This is a genomic window from Pseudomonas sp. ANT_J28 (assembly GCF_008370005.1).
In the GTDB taxonomy this organism is placed as follows: Bacteria; Pseudomonadota; Gammaproteobacteria; order Pseudomonadales; family Pseudomonadaceae; genus Aquipseudomonas; species Aquipseudomonas frigoris.
In genome coordinates this window covers 78544-96316 of the sequence record NZ_VOBM01000013.1, presented here as the reverse complement: position 1 = coordinate 96316, position 17773 = coordinate 78544, and the positions used below count along the sequence as shown (strand labels likewise).

The following is a 17773-nucleotide window of genomic DNA, read 5'->3' as shown; positions in this document are numbered from 1 at the left end:
CAGATTACAACTTTGTCAGGTTGACCTGTATTGACGCTGCACACGATATAAAGCGTTCGTTCTATTTGCCTCGAGTCGCCCATGAAACTGCTGATCGTCGAAGACCAACCGAAAACCGGCCACTACTTGCGCCAGGGCCTGACCGAGGCCGGTTTCAATACTGAACTGGTGGCGGATGGCAGCACCGGCCAGCAACTGGCGCTGACCGGCGATTACGCGCTGTTGATTCTCGATGTAATGCTGCCCGGTCGCGATGGCTGGCAGATTCTGCAAGCGGTGCGCGGTGCCGGCCTCGACACGCCGGTACTGTTTCTGACAGCACGCGACGCGGTGGAGGACAGGGTCCACGGCCTCGAACTGGGTGCCGACGACTACCTGGTAAAGCCTTTCGCCTTCTCCGAGCTGCTGGCCCGGGTCCGGAGCCTGTTGCGCCGTGGTAACGCCACACCTCAGGAAACCAGCCTGCAACTGGCGGACTTGCGCCTTGACCTGATCCGCCGCCGGGTCGAACGCAGCGGTCGGCGCATCGACCTGACGGCCAAGGAATTCGCCCTGCTGGAAATGCTCCTGCGCAGGCAAGGCGAAGTCCTGCCCAAGTCGTTGATCGCCTCCCAGGTCTGGGACATGAACTTCGACAGTGACACCAACGTCATCGAAGTGGCGATCCGTCGTTTGCGCCTGAAGATCGACGATGAATTCCCGAACAAGTTGATTCACACCGTGCGCGGCATGGGTTACGTCCTTGAAGAGCGCCCCGCCTGATGCGTCGACTCTCGTTAAGCAGCCGTCTTGCGCTGCTGTTTGCGGCGTGCACCGCCGTGGTGTCGCTGTTTGCCGGGGTGTTGTTCAGCCGGGCCAGTGAAGCGCATTTCGTTGAACTCGATCAGCAGTTGCTGGACGGCAAGCTGATTGGTTTGCGTCGGGCACTTCATGACATTCAGTCGAGTGAAAGCGAAGTCAAACTGGCCGATGAATTGAGCCGACAGGCTGATCTGTCGCTGCGGATCACCGGCAGCGACGGCAAGCGCTGGTATGACAGTTCAACGCGCCTGCCCCAGCAATTGCCTACCCAGGCGGGTTTGTCCACGGTGAGCACCGACGGTACTGACTACCGCGTCCTCAACGCTCCGTTGTACCTCGACAAACCTGACTCGCCGCAGTTGACCTTGCTGCTGGACATCACCCATCACCAGCACTTTCTGCAACGCATGCAGCACCTGATCTGGCTGACAGTCGGTTTGTCGGCACTGGCCACCGCCCTGCTCGGCGCCTGGGCAGCGCGCAGTGGGTTGCGGCCGTTGCGGCGCATGAGTGCGGTTGCCAGCGGCGTTTCAGCGCAATCGCTCAATGCACGCTTGCCCGAAGAAAACATGCCGCCAGAACTCGCGGAAATGGCCCACAACCTCAACGCCATGCTCGGACGCCTTGACGAGTCTTTTAAGCGGCTCTCGGCCTTCTCCGCCGACATCGCCCATGAATTGCGCACGCCGTTGTCGAACCTGCTGACCCACACCCAGGTCACCCTCACCCGCCCACGCCCCATTGAGGATTACCGCGAAGCACTGCACAGCAATCTCGAAGAACTGCAATGGATGGCGCAACTGGTCAACGACATGTTGTACCTGGCCAAGGCTGACCACGGGTTGTTGATGCCCAAGCGCGAACCGCTGGAACTGGCGGAAGAAGCGGATTTATTGCTGGAGTTTTTTGCACCGTTGGCGGAGGACGCTCAGGTCAGGCTGAGTCGTGAAGGCAGTGCGCGCATGGAAGGGGATCGCAGCATGTTGCGGCGGGCGCTTTCCAATTTGCTGGACAATGCGTTGCGGTTTACGCCGGTCGAAGGCGAGGTTCGGGTGCGGATTGTTGATCAGCCTAAGGGCTTGAGCGTGACGGTCGAGAACAGCGGCGGCGGAATTGACGGGGCGTTGCTGCCGCGTATATTTGATCGCTTCTACCGGGCTGATCCGGCGTGCCAGGAAGGCAGTAGTGAACATGCGGGATTGGGGTTGGCGATCACTCAGTCAATCATCCGCGCCCATGGCGGGCAGATTCGTTGCGAATCAGATAACGGGGGGACGCGGTTTGTGATTGAGTTGCCGCGAACCTGATCGTTCCCGCGTAGAGTTTGGGAACGATCAGGGTGAGGTTATCAAAGCTTACGAATACCGCAACGCAGTAGCCGGCTCGACTTTCGCCGCACGCCATGCCGGGTAAACGGTGGCGAGGAAGCTCAGAATGAACCCGGCGGAGCAGATCAACACCACATCCGCACCCTGCAGTTCGGACGGCAAGTTACTGACGAAGTACACGTCGGAACTGAAGATGTGCTGCCCGCTGACCCGCTCCATCCAGCCCACCAGTTCACTGACGTTCAGCGCCGCAATCACGCCAAGCACACCACCAATCAACGTACCGACAACCCCGATCACTGTGCCCTGCACCATGAAGATCGCCATGATCTGCCGCGGCGTAGCGCCAATGGTCCGCAGGATCGCGATGTCCGCGCCTTTGTCGTTCACCACCATGATCAGGGTTGCGATGATGTTGAACGCCGCCACGGCGACGATCATCAGCAACAGCAAGCCGATCATGGTTTTTTCCATCTTCATCGCACTGAACAGACTGCCCTGTGTGTGAGTCCAGTCATCAGACTTGTAAGCGGTGCCCAGCCCGCCAGCAATATCGCTGGAAACCTTCGGCGCAGCGTACAAATCCTTTACCGCCAGGCGCACGCTCTGTACCTGATTCGGCGCCCAGTGCTGCATCTGCGCGGCATCGGCCACGTGGATCAGCGCCATGGAGCCGTCCAGTTCGGCGCCAACCTTGAACACGCCGACCACGTTCAACCGCTGCATGCGCGGGGTGATGCCGCCCGGTGCGGTGCTGACTTCCGGCACGATCAGGGTGATCTTGTCGCCGACGTTCAAGCGGAAGCGGCGTGCCGTGATCTCGCCGATCACCACACCAAACTCTCCCGGCTTCAAGGCATCGAGACGACCCTGAACGATGTGCTGGGCAACGATCGACACCTTGCCTTCCAGCGCCGGATCAACGCCGCTGACCTGGATCGGCTGCATCGTCCCCTTGTAGGACAGCATGCCTTCCATCTCGGTGAACGGCACGGCGGCCGTCACTTCAGGATTCTTCATGGCCGCCGCAGCGACGGGCTGCCAATCGTCGATCGGATTGACGCCGACGATAGTCGCGTGAGGCACCATGCCGAGGATGCGCGAGCTCATTTCGCGCTGGAAGCCGTTCATGACCGACAACACCACGATCATCGCCAGCACGCCCAGGGCGAGACCGATCATCGAAGTCATCGAGATGAAGGAAACAAAGCGATTGCGGCGCTTGGCGCGGGTATAGCGCGCGCCGATAAAGATCGATAACGGTCTGAACATTCGCTGGGGCACCGTATAAAAATAAGAGACCCGACGTACTTTTCAGTCACGCCGGGTTTCGGCCAATCAGATGGGCGTCAGGCAACCTTCCTGCAAATGCAGGACGCGATCCATCTGGCGAGCCAGGTTCATGTCGTGAGTCACCACCAGGAACGCCGTACGCATCGAGGTGCTGAGCTCCAGCATCAAATCCTGAATACCCTGGGCAGTGTGGGAGTCGAGATTGCCGGTCGGCTCGTCGAGCATCACCAGGCCTGGCTTGTTCACCAGAGCGCGGGCGATGGCCACACGCTGACGTTCACCACCGGACAATTCGGCCGGTTTGTGCTCCAGGCGATGGCCCAGCCCTACCCGCTCCAGCAATGCCGTCGCACGCTGACGCGCTTCAGGAATAGCCGTCTTGCCGATCAACAGCGGCATGCAGACGTTTTCCAGCGCGGTGAACTCAGGCAGCAAGTGGTGGAACTGGTAAACGAAACCCAGCGACCGATTGCGCAGTAAACCGCGGGCCTTTTCGTTCAACGCCGACAGCTCTTCACCGGCCAGCCAGACACTGCCCTTGGTCGGTGTATCGAGGCCGCCCAGCAGGTTGAGCAAGGTACTTTTGCCCGAGCCCGACGTACCGACAATCGCCACGCGCTCACCCGGATGAAGCTCCAGTTGCAGACCGGCCAGGACCTCTACCGACTCCGGGCCTTCCTCGTAGGATTTGCCCAGGTCGCGGCAGCTCAAGATTGCGTTATCACTCATGCCCAACTCACTCATAACGTAGCGCCTCCGCAGGCTGGGTGCGCGCGGCACGCCAGGCTGGATACAGGGTGGCGAGGAAACTCAGGACCAACGCGGCGGCGCAGACCATTAACACATCCTGGCTCTGCACTTGCGACGGCAGGTAATCGATGAAGTACACGTCGGCGTTCAGGAATTTGTGCCCGATCAGACCTTCGAGGGCCGAGATCGCGGCGCTGACATTCAGCGCGGCGAAGATCCCGACCACGGCGCCGATCAGCGTCCCGGCCACACCAATGACGGTGCCCTGCACCATGAAGATCGCCATGATCGAACCCGGCGTGGCGCCAAGGGTGCGCAGAATCGCGATGTCGCCCTTCTTGTCGTTCACCACCATCACCAGCGTGGAAATGATATTGAACGCGGCAACGGCGACGATCAGCAGCAACAGCAAACCGATCATGGCTTTTTCCATGCGGATCGCCTGATACAGATTGCCGTGGGTGCGCGTCCAGTCGCGGGCATAGAAATGGTCTTCGCCGAGTTGCTGGGCGATGCTCCACGCCACGCGTGGCGCCTGGAACAGGTCGTCGAACTTCAGGCGGATGCCCTGGACCTGATCCGGTTTCCAGCGATGCAGCTTGGCCAGATCCTGCAGATTGGTGATGCCCAGATAGCCGTCCAGCTCCCCGGCGCCGACATGGAAGATACCGACCACGGTAAAGCGTTTCATGCGCGGGAACATCCCGGCCGGGGTCACGGTGACTTCCGGCGCCACAAACGTCAGTTTGTCGCCGATTGCCGCCCCCAACTTGGCCGCGGCCTTGTCACCGATGACGATGCCGAAACCGCCCGGCGCCAGGTCGTCGAGTTTGCCCTGCTGCATGAAGTTATCAATGATCGAGACCTGCCGTTCCAGCGCAGGGTCGATGGCATTGAGCAGGACTTTGGAGACTTTGCCGTTGTTGGTCAGCAAACCCTGCATCTGGGTAAACGGCGCAACGGCCGTCACCTGCGGGTTCTGCTTGACCTTGGCGGCCAGGCTTTGCCAGTCGCTGATCGGTTCACCGGACTCGATGGTCGCGTGGGGCACCATGCCCAGCACGCGGGTGCGCATCTCATGATCGAAGCCGTTCATGACCGACAGCACCACGATCATCACGACCACGCCAAGGGCGAGTCCGATCATCGAGGTCAGGGAAATGAATGACACAAAATGATTGCGACGCTTTGCACGGGTATAACGCGTGCCAATAAATACGAAGAGAGGTCTGAACATGTCGGGGCTTGTTCGGAGGGAAAAGGAACGTCCTTGTGGCGGGGGTCGATAACCAGCTTTACACTCAGACCACCGCCGCTACCATGGGTTCGCCATGTCGACATTAGATGAAGAAGATCGCCGCGAATACTACCGTATCGAGGACACGATCGCACTGGAAATTCGGCCCCTGTCCGCTCCCGAAGCCGCAGGCCAGGAAGTGTTGCAGGATGCTTCCCCTCTGTTCAACTTGCTCAGCGAACTGCACCTGAGCGAATTCGAGTCACAGCACCTGCTGCGCCAGATCAGTGAGCGCGACCGGAATCTCGCGGCGTTCCTGAAATCCCAGAATAAACGCATCGATTTGCTGAGCCAGGTGATCGCAATCACCGTACTCGGCCAGATCGGCGAGCCGCAGCCGGTGATCATTTCCGAAGGCGGGATCGAATTTCAGTATCCGACGCCCATTGCCGAGGGCACGCACCTGTCGGTCAAACTGGTGCTGATGCCGCAAGCCCTCGGACTCTTGTTGCGGGCTCGCGTCACCCATTGCGATCGTAAAGGCGACGGCTACGACGTCGGCACCGAGTTCGAATACCCGACCGATGCCCAACGCCAATTGCTGGCCCGCTACATTTTGCAGAAGCAGGCCCAGGAACGACGCCTGGCCCGCGAACAAAACGAATCAGGCATTTAATTTAAGGAAGAACCGTGACTCTCATCTACGGCCATCGCGGCGCCAAGGGCGAAGCACCGGAAAACACGCTGACCAGTTTTCAGCAATGCCTCAAGCACGGCGTGCGCCGCTGCGAACTGGACCTGCACCTGTCCATGGACGGCGAGTTGATGGTCATCCACGACCCGACACTCAAGCGCACCACCGACCGTCGCGGCAAAGTCGTCGAACACACGGCGGCCGAGCTGGTGACCTACGACGCGCGCACTGGCGGACCAGGCTGGATCAAACCGTGCCCGATTCCAACACTGGAAGAACTGTTCGAGAAATGCGATTTCGAGCACTGGCAGCTGGAAGTCAAAAGCGCTTCACGCACCCGCGCCGCGACTACGGTGTTGGCGATTCGTGAGATGGCTCAGCGTTTCGGCCTGCTCGACAAGGTCACGATCACCTCGAGTTCGCGGGAAGTATTGAAAGCTGCGCTGGACTTCGTGCCGGATGTGTCCCGCGGACTGGTGGCCGAGTACGCCTGGCTCGACCCGCTGAAGGTCGCGCAAAGCTATGGCTGTGAGATTCTGGCGCTGAACTGGACCCTGTGTACGCCGGAACGCCTGCAGAAGGCGCAGCGCCAAGGGCTGCATGTGTCGGTATGGACAGTCAACGAGCCCGCGCTAATGCGCAGACTCGCCGACTTCGGCGTTGACAGCCTGATTACAGACTTTCCCGGTTTGGCCAGCGCCACGCTCGAGAATTGCTGAAATCGGTCTCCCCGGCCGGCTCAGGCCACCGGCCGGAGCCACTCAAAAAAGCCGGTTGAGGCCATCGTACGCCGCTACCCGATAGGCTTCGGCCATGGTCGGGTAGTTGAACGTCGTGTTGACGAAGTACTTCAGCGTGTTCAGTTCGCCCGGCTGGTTCATGATCGCCTGACCGATGTGAACAATCTCCGACGCCTGATAGCCGAAGCAGTGAACGCCAAGCACTTCCAGCGTTTCGCGATGGAACAGAATCTTCAGCATGCCCTGAGGCTCGCCGGCGATCTGTGCACGCGCCATGCCCTTGAAGAACGCCTTGCCCACTTCGTACGGCACCTTGGCCTGAGTCAGCTCCTGCTCGTTCTTGCCGATCGAGCTGATCTCCGGAATGGTATAGATACCGGTCGGCACGTCGTTGACGAAGCGCCAGCTATGGTTGTCAACGATGCTGCCAGCAGCCGAACGCCCCTGGTCGTGAGCGGCACTGGCCAGGCTCGGCCAACCAATCACGTCACCGGCGCCGTAGATGTTCGGCTTGCAGGTACGGTAGGCCTCGTCCACTTCGATCTGACCACGGCTGTTGACCTTCACGCCGATGTTTTCCAGACCCAACTGATCAGTGTTGCCGGTACGGCCGTTGCACCAGAGCAAGGCGTCGGCCTTGATCTTCTTGCCGGACTTGAGGTGCAGGATCACGCCGTTGTCCACGCCTTCGACGCGGTCGTAGTCTTCGTTATGGCGAACCGTGATGTTGTTGTTGCTGAAGTGATAGCTCAGGGCCTGGGAAATTTCCGAGTCGAGGAAGCTCAGCAACTGACCGCGGTTGTCCACCAGTTCAACCAGTACACCCAGACCGCTGAAGATCGATGCGTACTCACAACCGATCACGCCGGCGCCGTAAACGATGAGTTTGCGCGGGGTGTGGCCGAGGCTGAGGATGGTGTCGCTATCGTAGATACGCGGGTGATGGAAATCGATGTCCGCCGGGCGATACGGACGCGAGCCGGTGGCGATGATGATGTGCTTGGCCACCAGTTTTTCGACCACGCCGTTGGCGCAGACCACTTCAATGGTTTGCTCGTCGGCGAAGCTGCCGGTGCCGAAGAACACGTCGACGCGGTTACGGGCGTAGTAGCCGGTGCGCGATGCGACTTGTTTGGAGATGACTTTTTCGGCGCTTTTCAACACGTCCGGGAACGAGAACCAGCGTGGCTCACCAATGGCCCGGAACATCGGGTTGGTGTTGAACTGCATGATCTGCCGGACCGAGTGACGCAGTGCCTTGGACGGGATGGTGCCCAGGTGGGTGCAGTTGCCGCCGACCTGGCGACGGCTATCGACCATCGCCACCTTGCGCCCTGCTTTGGCGGCGTTCATTGCCGCGCCTTCTCCCGCCGGGCCGGAACCCAGCACCACCACGTCGTAGTTGTAAACAGCCATGCATACTCCTCAGAACAGGCCGCGGCGCCCTCGGCACCTGCGGCTAAATCACGCCGATCTGCGGCGTGAAGGAACAATTTGGGGCCAGTGCAGAACCCGGACACAGTCTATATAAGCGTCAACGCCGCGCACATTAACCCTTGGTCGCGTCGTAGGCTACTTTTGCCTGCACTACAACGCCAGTCTTCGATGCTTGAATCGCCGTCATCACTCGGTTTTTCCGCCACTCAAGCGTTCAAAAGCCTGATTGGTTCGTGTGACGAAACCTTTATCGGCACGAATCACAAAGAATGCACCAACGTCATGTTTTTCTGCGTAGTCCCAACCCCGTTCAGGCCCCAGAATCAGCAACAGCGTCGATAAACCATCGGCCATCAACGCTGAAGGATGAATCACCGTGACAGACGCCAGGGTGTGTAGGACCGGTGCCCCGGTGCGGGCATCGAAGGTGTGGGAATAACGCCGACCATCCTGCTCGAAATAGTTGCGGTAGTCGCCGGAAGTGGAAACGCCGTATCCGTCGACAGCGATGATTCGCTCGGCCACTTGCTGATCGTCGCGGGGTTCTTCCAGGGCGATCCGCCACGGCAAGCCGTTGAGTTTTTTGCCGGCTGCCTTGAGTTCGCCGGTGGCTTCGGCGAGGTAGTTGTGGATGCCCATCCCGTCGAGTTTTGCGGCAATCGTATCGACCGCGTAACCGGCGGCGATGCTATTGAAGTCGACCTCGACGGCGGCGTCCTTGCACAGCTGATCGCCATCGATACGCAGGTGCTGGTAACCGACTCGCTGCCTGACTTCGGCCAACGCGTGGGCCGAGGGGACTTTCTCATTACGAGCCTGCGGGCCGAAACCCCAGAGGTTGAGCAGCGGTTCCACCGTCAGGTCGAAGGAACCTTCGCTTTGTTCCGACAGACGCTGACCGACGCGCACCAGTTTGAGGATCGGCGCGGGCATTTTCTGACAGCGGTTGGCGGGTAGATCGTTGAAGCGTTCGATGTCGGAGTCCCTGCGGTAAGTCGACATTTGTTGATCGACTTCAGCAAGGATCTTTTCGACCTGAACACGGACCTCGGTCGGGGCGGGAAGCCCGGCATGGCGCAGGTACTTGATCGAATACGTGCTGCCCATGGTCGGGCCGCCGAAGCTTTCCATGGAATCGCCGTTGCCGCAGCCGGACAGGGCGCCCATCAGGACCACAAAACCGCACAGCCGCCATTTCAACAATCCTGCATCCCCTGAAGAACCCCCTGACACAACGCCAAGGCTCGCCATTATGCACATTCCCTGTGGGAGCGAACGGTACGGCGATCCGACTTGCCCGCGAAGACGCCCGCCAGAACACGACAACTTAACGATCCACAACCTTCAACGACTGACTCCACCCACCGCCCAACGCCTTATACAACGTCACCTGATTAATCTCCCGCGCCAGTTCCAGTTGCGCCCATTTCTGCTGCGCATCGAACAGCGAACGCTGTGCATCCATGGTGGAAAAATAGCTGTCCAGGCCGGACTCGAAACGCAACCGGGATTGGCGATACGCCTCCTGATAATCCCCTACCAGCTTTTTCTGAAACTCAACCTGGGTGAGCATTTCCTGGCGAGCATTCAAGGCATCGGCCGCCTCGCGAAAAGCGTTCTGCACCGTGGCTTCATAGGCCGCCACTTGACCGTCGAACCGAGCATGACTGGCATCCACCTGAGCCCGCCGCGCTCCCCCGTCAATCAACGGCAATGATCCCGCCAGCGCCACCGACCAGAACTCCGCCGGCCCACTGAGCAACCGGGAAAAATCCCCCGTCAGGCTGCCCAGAGCCGAGGTCAGGGAAAAGGTCGGGAAGTACGCACTGCGAGCGGCGCCGATGTCCGCGTTGGCGGCACGCAATTGGGCTTCGGCGGACATGATATCGGGTCGGCGTTCAACCAATGACGGGGGTAGACCGGCCGGCACGTCCAGCGTCGCCAACTGCTCCCCCAGCGCGCCGGTTGGCAGCAACCCCTCCGGCACCGGTTGCCCCACCAGCACCCGCAGCGCATTCATGTTCTGCGCCACTTGCATGCGATAGGTGTTGACCTGCACTGCCGCGGTATTGGTCTGCGCATCCGCCTGGTGTACGTCGATCCGCGCACTGGAACCAAGGTTGAAACTCTTGCGCAACAACTGCCCGTAGCGATCCTGGGATTGATAGGTGGTCTGGGCGAGGTTGAGTAAATGCTGGTTGGCCTTGAGGCTCAGCCAGGTGTTGGCAACTTCGCCGATCAGCGCCAGCCGCGCCGTCTGATAATCCGCCTCTGACGCCTCGTAACGCGCACCGGCGGCGTTTCTCTGACTGCGGATGCGCCCGAAAAAATCCAGTTCGTAGGAGGTGAAACCGCCCGTTGCCTGAAAGGTGTTCGCGATGCTGCCGGACGTATCACCACCGCCCGGTGTGCGCACGAGGGGTGGCAGCTTGCTGCGCCCGGCGTAGGTGTCGATGCCGATCGTAGGAAAAAGTCCCGACCGTGCGCTGTCATAACCGGCCCTCGCCTCTTCGACACTGGCCGCGAACTGCCGCAGGCTGCGGTTATTGCTCAGGGCCAGTTCGATCAACTGGCGCAGTCGGTCATCGACCACGAAGCCACGCCAATCCTTGTCGAACGCCTGCTTGCCGCTGCAACACTCACCGGCGGTGTTGGCCGGCCATTGCTGATCGATCGGCGCGTCGGGTTTCTCGTACGTGGGCTCCAGCGAACAACCGCCGAGCAACACCAAAGACATGAAACATGAAGTGGGTAAGCAACTGTTCATCGCGCGCACCTACAAGCGTTGGCCGAGCAAAGCTCGCAAGGGAGAAACCAGCACAGTCCACAGGCCGGGCCTGCCGACACTGATGTGCGGCAGTGGCTGTTTGTGTGAACGAACACTGACCGGCCGCCATCGAGGCAACGGGAAGTAAGACGACGCCTTGGCTCGCGCAGGCAAACGCAGTCCCGTGCGTTTTTCACCCAGCAATGAACGGCGCAGCAAGGTGCCGAACGCCAACGCCGGTTCAGCCTTGCTGACCACGTTGATAGTCGCGTCGCTGAACAGCCGCGCAATCAACCGCCGACGCAATGCTTCATCAAGGTCGGCAAACCTCAAGCCCAACTGGTCGTCGCCGTGATTGCGCATGACTTCGACGTCGAGCCACCCAAGTTTGTCGATCCATATCTGACCGCAAAGCCCCGGTTTGATCGAAGAGGCGAAGGCGCAGCTCAAGGACACGCCGCTGAGGGAAATATCCTCCAGGCGACCGGGAAGGACTTTGCCGCCAAAGCGGAAACCAGTGGGCTTATTGAAGGGAAAACGCTCTTCGCCGTGTAGCCGTGGCCGGTCGACACAGGCCACCAGGGTAGCCAGGTTGTAGACCAGCGCGACAACCGTCCAGCACAGATTGAACAGCATGTTGCCGTCGAACGAGGCGGCAGTGCTGATGGCGATGTAAGCACCGATCTGCGAGAACAGCGTCAGCGCGAAAAAGAATCCGAACAGCTTCCAGTGCACCATCGTGCGCGAACGATCGAGGCCTTTGGCAGTCACTTTGAACGGCCGCCCGAACGGCCGGATCATCGCGCTAGCAATGGTGGCAGTGACCGCCAGAGAGGCAACGATCTGCGTGACCTCGGTAAAAACAGGCAAGGTGCGCCGATCCGTGACCCAGGTCCCGTAACCCCAAAACGCAATCAACGCCGGCATGCCGAAGGCGAGGAAGTCGACCGGATTGGCGTAAAAACCGGCGATGCCGAAATACCAATACAGCACCGGCGAGACCAGCATCATCAAAATGAACGGCTTGGAGAACCAGTGCATCAGGCCATGCACGTAGTGCAAGCGGTCATTGAGCGTGTAGCCACTGCCACGCAGCGGACCGTCCTTGAGCAGCGCCACCTGAATGGTGCCCAGGCACCAGCGTCCGCGCTGGTTGATGTATTCGGTCAGGCCCTCGGCAGACAGACCGATCGACAGACGCTCATTCAGCCAGCGCGTGACGTAGCCTTTTTGCAGCAGTCGATACGTGGTGTAGATGTCCTCGCAGACCGAGCCTGTAGGAAAACCGCCGATCTCGTTGATCAAATCACGTCGCACGACGAAGGACGTACCGACGCAAAACGCCGCGTCCCAACCATCCTTGGCAGGCTGGAACACATCAAAGAACACCCGCTGCTCATCCACCCAGCAGGCAGACGTGCCGAGGTTGTGCTGAATCGGATCGGGGTTGTAATAGAACTGCGGCGTCTGCACCAAACCGACTTTCGGATCGTCGAACAACCCCAGAGTGCGCATCAGAATCGGTTGCTGCGGAGCGAAGTCGGCGTCGAGTACCAGAATAAAGGGCGCATTGCTGCCGGCCGCCGATTGGCGCAAGCCGTTGTTCAGATTGCCGGCCTTGGCGTGCGAGTTGTCGGGGCGCCGCGCGTATTGCACGCCGACCTCGGCGCAGTAATCGCGCAACCAGTCGCGACGCGTATCGTCGAGCACCCAGAGGGTGAAGTTGGGGTAGTCAATGGCCTGGGCGGCAACGATGGTTTTTTCGAGAATGTCCAAACCTTCGTTATACGTGGCGATAAACACGTCCACCGCTGGCACGTTCGCGCCCAGGGCGCGAAGGCGTCGCTCGCCCGCATCAGCCTCCTGGGTGTGATCCGAGCGACACAGCATCACGACGATAGAAAACAGCGTGTAACCAATCGCCAGCATCTCGAAGAACAAAAAGGCGTACGCCCAGACCGTGGCAAACCCGGAATGGCCGTCGGGTAACGTGTCGCGAATCCGCCAGGCGGCGTAGTTGACCAGCAATAACGCGGTGATTGCGCCGAAACCGGCACGCGCCGCCCATTGATCCCGATGGGTCAGACAGGTGAACAGAATCACCACCGCCAGCGTCCAGAAATTGATTTGCAGCAGTTGCAGCGAGTCCAGTGCCTGCATGTCAGTCAGCCTCTAGCGAACCGGTGAAAGGATTGACGCCGGTGGCTGCAATCGCCGCCCACGCTGTAGCGCCCAAGTGAGGCAGGTGGTAATAGAAAAAGTCATTGGTGACGGAGTCCGGGCCTATGGCCAGCCCGGTACTGATGCGCGGCGCCGGTGTTGCAAACAGCCAGCCATTGCCGGCCTCTTGGGCCAGCAACACACTCCACAGCGGTTGTGCCTTGTCACTCAGGCCGCTCAAACGCGCGACGGCTGCAGCCTGGGCGGTGCCTTCGGTCCATAAGCCGTCGGGGTCACGATTGAAACCGTAACCTTCGCCGGCACGGTGAGCGTGGTCGATGAATGCGAAGACCCGACGCCAGTCCTTGGGTGGATCGTGCAAAGCAATCAATGGCCAGATCTGCGCATCCAGACCAGAGCGCACGCGGTCCGAGGTTTGGCCATCCGCTACGGTACCGATCAGAAAACGCCCTTCTTCGACATCCCACTGGCTGGACACAAACTGCCGGGCAATCTGTGCCTGACGCGCCGCGCCCTGATCCGGCGCCACATCGTTGAGCGCGGACCACGCAGCCGCCAGATCGACGTTGTGCTCGGTGGATTTCCAGTTTTGCTGGATCTGTTTGGAGAAATAGCCGTAATACCCGCCGCTGAAGCCTGCCGGTGATTGCCCGTCGTAGGTGTTTTGCTGCGACCAGTGCAAGGCTTGTCGCGCAGCCTCTAGGTAAGACGCCTCGCCGCTTTGGCGAAAAGCCTCCAACAAGGCCAACGCTGCCCAGGCCTGATTGCCGGTGGCGCTGCTGACTTGATAGGCGTCCTGATTCCAGGCGTTGCGCTCGGTACTCCAGTAGCCCGGCAATTTCATAGACGGCGCACCGACCGGGCCGGCGGCGTAGGCATTGCGCAGTCGTCCATCCTGATATTCCGGATCGTGGCGCGTGGCGAACGCCAATGCATCGGCGATCCGCCGCGCCGACTCGGCCTTGCCACAGGCAAACAGCGCAATGCTCGCCAGCGCGTTATCGTAAGTGAACGCTACGCCACGCAACGCCAGAATCGGCGCAGGCTGGCCATCCAGCGGTGGATAGCTGGCCACCAGTACCGGACCTGCCGGCAAGGACGTCACGGCCCGATCCAGCGCCGCACAGGTCATCGCCGCCAATTGCGGCCTCGCTTGCGTGGCCATTGCAGACACTCCGCTGGCAAGCACCATCAAACCCAACATTCCTCGAAAAACGATATTCATGGCCGCGAGACCTCGGCACTCGCCCACAACCCGGGATTGCAGGTCATGGCGCGCTGAGTGTCAGTCAAATCGGCGGCAAACGTACCGACGACGTACACCGAGTTCTGTTCGGCGTAAGGGAACGGCACGCTGTAGGTGTTGGCGCGAATGTCCGAAGCGCTGGACAACAACTGCACCACGCTGGCTTTGAGCGGTTGATCCAGGCCGCGGATTTTCACTGTGAGGACGCTGTCACGGTCGATCTTGCTGGCCATGCGCTCGGGGAACACCGCAATGACGTAGCTCTGCGCGCAATCAGTGGCGCGCAGCAAAGTCGATCCGGCCTGCACCAGCGTGCCCTGCGGCGCCAACAGCTCCTGGACGGTGCCTGGCGAATACGCCACGACGTCGTAACCGGCCATCAACTTGACCCGATTCTGTTCGGTTTCGATCAGTTGGTTGAGGTTGTCGAGCTCCTGCTGATAGGTCGCGCGATTGCGCGCCTGATTCTCCAGGCTGAGTTTCAGCGTGGTCATTTGCGCACTGAGGTCGAACATGCGCAACTGATCGGGATCGAGGTAAACCTGTTTGTTGGCGGCACTCACATCGCCGTCGTTGATCCGCAATTGCGAACGCACCGACTCGGCCGCACCCTGCAAGGAAGCCAGCTGAGCTTTCGACGAGGCAACCACCGCGCCACTCACCGCCCCTTGAACGAACAACTCGAGATTGCGTTCGACGGTTTCCTGAGCATCCATCAACCGCGCACTGGCGGCACTGCTCTCGGCTTTCAAGGCCCTTTGGGTAAAGAGTTGGCGGGTATGGAATGCCGTTTGGTATTGCTGGCTGGTTTTCTCCAACGCCTCGTAATACTGCTGATCGTGCTCAGCCTGACTGGCTGAAGAGGACAGCTGTTGCTCAAGGGTCAGGCGCCGGGTTTGCAGGGTCAGCAAGGTTTCCCGATTCGCTCGCGGGTTTTCAACGACGGCGATTTTCTGGCCCTGGACAAACGTCGCACCGGGTTTGACCTCCAGTACGCTCACCACACCGTCAATTGGCGTTGTCAGCAGTATCACCGGTGCATTCAAAATCGCCCGTGTGGCTGAGGCCGACACCAAAGGCATCAGCAACGTCGATAACAACAGCCAAACAATAAACCCAAGAACTCCCAAACCAACCAAACGGGGTAACAGTGACAATAGCCTTGAGCGTTCTTCAGCCATGTTCAACTCTCCCGATAGACCAACCGCGTAAAGTCAGGCAATAGCAAGCCGTGACCGCAAGACACTTTCGGCAGGGTGAGCAACACAAAACGGTTTTCTGGACGGCAACTAAGCCGACGCTGTTTATCTGGATTTATTGTGATGTGAGCAGGAATGAGATTCCTGTCTTTTTGGAGAATTGCTGTACAGCGGAGTCATCGCAAGTGTTACGAGCCCTAGGCAGAGCGGGCGTTGTCATTGGCGACACTAGATTCAGCGCTTGGGGAGTGTCAAGCATCCGAAGCAAACAATTAAATGACGTCAAATATGTATCGCCTGATGGATTGGATCCGTTTTAATTATCCAAACCCAGATATCCGACAACTGTTTATTTTTATTAGGAGTTTTTATTTTTTATATTCAAATGAACTTTGTATCGAGCTTTAGATAATTCTTAATTCTCAGCCGGAAAGATTAAAACGATATAAGTAGAGCACACACAAAAACGCCCCGACCAAAGTCGGGGCGTTTTCATGTGCAGCTAACGCTTAGCGCGGGAATGTTGGCGGGTTTACACCGGCCATGTCTTCCATCACGCGAACCACCTGGCAGCTGTAACCGAATTCGTTGTCGTACCAAACGTACAGAACAACGCGGTTGTCTTGGCTGATGGTTGCTTCAGCGTCCACCACGCCTGCGTGGCGCGAGCCAACGAAGTCGGTGGAAACCACTTCCTGCGAATTGACGTAGTCGATTTGCTTATGCAGATCGGAGTGCAGCGCCATGTAGCGCAAGTACTCGTTCATCTCTTCACGGGTGGCGGCTTTCTCAAGGTTCAGGTTGAGAATGGCCATCGACACGTTAGGCGTCGGAACGCGGATCGCGTTACCGGTGAGCTTGCCGGCCAGCTCAGGCAAAGCCTTGGCAGCAGCGGTGGCAGCACCGGTCTCGGTGATCACCATGTTCAACGCGGCGCTACGGCCACGGCGATCGCCTTTGTGGAAGTTGTCGATCAGGTTCTGGTCGTTGGTGTACGAGTGAACCGTTTCAACGTGACCGTTGATGATGCCAAACTTGTCGTTGACGGCTTTGAGCACCGGCACGATGGCGTTGGTGGTGCAGGAAGCCGCGGAAACGATCTTGTCATCCGCGGTGATTTCACCGTGGTTGATACCGTGAACGATGTTCTTCAGCTTGCCTTTGCCAGGCGCGGTCAGAACAACGCGATCGATACCCGGGCAAGCCAAGTGCTGGCCCAGACCGTCGGCGTCACGCCATACACCGGTGTTGTCCACCAGCAGCGCGTCTTTGATGCCGTACTGGGTGTAGTCCACTTCCGTCGGGTTTTTCGCGTAGATAACCTGGATCAGGTTGCCGTTGGCGGTGATGGTGTTGTTGGCTTCATCAATGGTGATGGTGCCATCGAACGGACCATGAACCGAGTCACGACGCAGCAGGCTGGCACGTTTGACCAGATCGTTCTCGGCGCCCTTGCGGACAACGATGGCGCGCAGACGCAGGCCGTCGCCACCACCGGTTTTCTCGATCAGGATGCGCGCCAGCAGACGGCCGATACGACCGAAGCCGTACAGAACAACGTCGGTGCCTTTGCGGGCGGAAACATTTTGCTGACCAACGACGTCAGCCAGTTCTTCACGGACGAACTGCTCGGCAGTGCGGCCATTGCCTTCAGCCTTGAACTTGACTGCAAGCTTGCCCAGGTCTACCGAGGCGGCGCCGAGCTTGAGCTCGCTCATTGCCTTGAGCAGCGGGAATGTTTCGTGGACGGACAATTCGCTGTCATCGGACTGACGATGACGAGCAAAGCGGTGAGCTTTGAGAATCGCAATGACTGAACGATTGATCAGGCTGCGGCCATAGATCGAGCTCACCACGTTGTTATTGCGGTAGAGCTGACCGATAAGCGGAATCATCGCTTCTGCGAGTGCTTCACGGTCGATCCATTCACCAAGACACTGGTCGGGCTTCTGAGTCACGGGAACCTTCCACATGTAGGGGCAGAAAAAAGGGGCTACATTATGCCGCCGAGTGCCTCCCGTAGCAATGCGCGCCTGTCGCGCGACCAGTAACAAAATCCTCTTCAAAAAAATCACGCACGGTTCAAGCCCAATGAAACCG

14 protein-coding genes are annotated in these 17773 nt (G+C 59.3%); 4 read left to right on the top strand and 10 right to left on the bottom strand.

Annotated features, from left to right (window positions below; all coding sequences use genetic code 11):
• The first annotated feature begins 81 nt into the window (after window positions 1-81).
• Together FQ187_RS11545 and FQ187_RS11540 are read left to right on the top strand one after the other, a co-directional pair.
• Entirely contained in the window at window positions 82-762 is a 681-nt protein-coding gene (locus FQ187_RS11545) for a heavy metal response regulator transcription factor (RefSeq protein ID WP_149629556.1), read from the top strand.
• On the top strand, window positions 762-2108 hold the full coding sequence (locus tag FQ187_RS11540) for a heavy metal sensor histidine kinase (RefSeq protein ID WP_149629555.1): 1347 nt from the start codon (window positions 762-764) through the stop codon (window positions 2106-2108). The genes FQ187_RS11545 and FQ187_RS11540 overlap by 1 nt, the downstream gene beginning before the upstream one ends.
• 48 nt (window positions 2109-2156) lie before the next feature.
• On the opposite strand, the gene FQ187_RS11535 is transcribed toward FQ187_RS11540, so the two are convergent.
• The 3 genes from FQ187_RS11535 to FQ187_RS11525 form a co-directional block, all read right to left on the bottom strand.
• Window positions 2157-3401 (bottom strand): lipoprotein-releasing ABC transporter permease subunit, encoded by a 1245-nt coding sequence (locus FQ187_RS11535; protein ID WP_149629554.1) that lies wholly within the window; start codon window positions 3399-3401, stop codon window positions 2157-2159.
• A gap of 66 nt (window positions 3402-3467) precedes the next feature.
• Complete coding sequence (gene lolD / locus FQ187_RS11530) at window positions 3468-4151, bottom strand: lipoprotein-releasing ABC transporter ATP-binding protein LolD (protein ID WP_178122708.1); 684 nt, start codon at window positions 4149-4151, stop codon at window positions 3468-3470.
• Window positions 4152-4158: 7 nt separating this feature from the next.
• Window positions 4159-5409 (bottom strand): lipoprotein-releasing ABC transporter permease subunit, encoded by a 1251-nt coding sequence (locus FQ187_RS11525; RefSeq protein WP_149629552.1) that lies wholly within the window; start codon window positions 5407-5409, stop codon window positions 4159-4161.
• A 94-nt stretch (window positions 5410-5503) separates the two neighbouring features.
• Between FQ187_RS11525 and FQ187_RS11520 the strand changes: the two genes are divergently transcribed.
• Window positions 5504-6085 carry a PilZ domain-containing protein gene (locus FQ187_RS11520; protein ID WP_149629551.1) on the top strand — a complete coding sequence of 194 codons (582 nt, stop codon included), beginning with the start codon at window positions 5504-5506 and terminating at the stop codon, window positions 6083-6085.
• A gap of 14 nt (window positions 6086-6099) precedes the next feature.
• Window positions 6100-6822, top strand: coding sequence for a glycerophosphodiester phosphodiesterase family protein (locus tag FQ187_RS11515; protein WP_056744312.1), 723 nt, complete (start codon window positions 6100-6102; stop codon window positions 6820-6822).
• Window positions 6823-6864: 42 nt separating this feature from the next.
• Here the strand turns inward: FQ187_RS11515 and sthA are convergent, their stop codons facing one another.
• The 7 genes from sthA to FQ187_RS11480 form a co-directional block, all read right to left on the bottom strand.
• Complete coding sequence (gene sthA / locus FQ187_RS11510; protein ID WP_129442932.1) at window positions 6865-8259, bottom strand: Si-specific NAD(P)(+) transhydrogenase; 1395 nt, start codon at window positions 8257-8259, stop codon at window positions 6865-6867.
• Window positions 8260-8466: 207 nt separating this feature from the next.
• Window positions 8467-9447, bottom strand: coding sequence for an FAD:protein FMN transferase (locus FQ187_RS11505; protein WP_256667301.1), 981 nt, complete (start codon window positions 9445-9447; stop codon window positions 8467-8469).
• 160 nt (window positions 9448-9607) lie between these two features.
• Window positions 9608-11047: an efflux transporter outer membrane subunit gene (locus tag FQ187_RS11500; RefSeq protein WP_149629549.1), complete on the bottom strand. Its 1440-nt coding sequence runs from the start codon at window positions 11045-11047 to the stop codon at window positions 9608-9610.
• 9 nt (window positions 11048-11056) lie between these two features.
• On the bottom strand, window positions 11057-13207 hold the full coding sequence (locus tag FQ187_RS11495; protein WP_149629548.1) for a glycosyltransferase family 2 protein: 2151 nt from the start codon (window positions 13205-13207) through the stop codon (window positions 11057-11059).
• 1 nt (window position 13208) lies between these two features.
• On the bottom strand, window positions 13209-14393 hold the full coding sequence (locus FQ187_RS11490) for a hypothetical protein (protein WP_256667299.1): 1185 nt from the start codon (window positions 14391-14393) through the stop codon (window positions 13209-13211).
• A 56-nt stretch (window positions 14394-14449) separates the two neighbouring features.
• The gene (locus FQ187_RS11485) at window positions 14450-15655 is read right to left on the bottom strand and encodes an HlyD family efflux transporter periplasmic adaptor subunit (RefSeq protein WP_149629546.1); all 1206 of its coding nucleotides are present in this window, start codon (window positions 15653-15655) and stop codon (window positions 14450-14452) included.
• Window positions 15656-16182: 527 nt separating this feature from the next.
• A complete protein-coding gene (locus tag FQ187_RS11480) occupies window positions 16183-17646 on the bottom strand; it encodes a glyceraldehyde-3-phosphate dehydrogenase (protein WP_129442924.1) in 1464 nt (487 codons plus the stop codon).
• Window positions 17647-17773 lie beyond the last annotated feature (127 nt).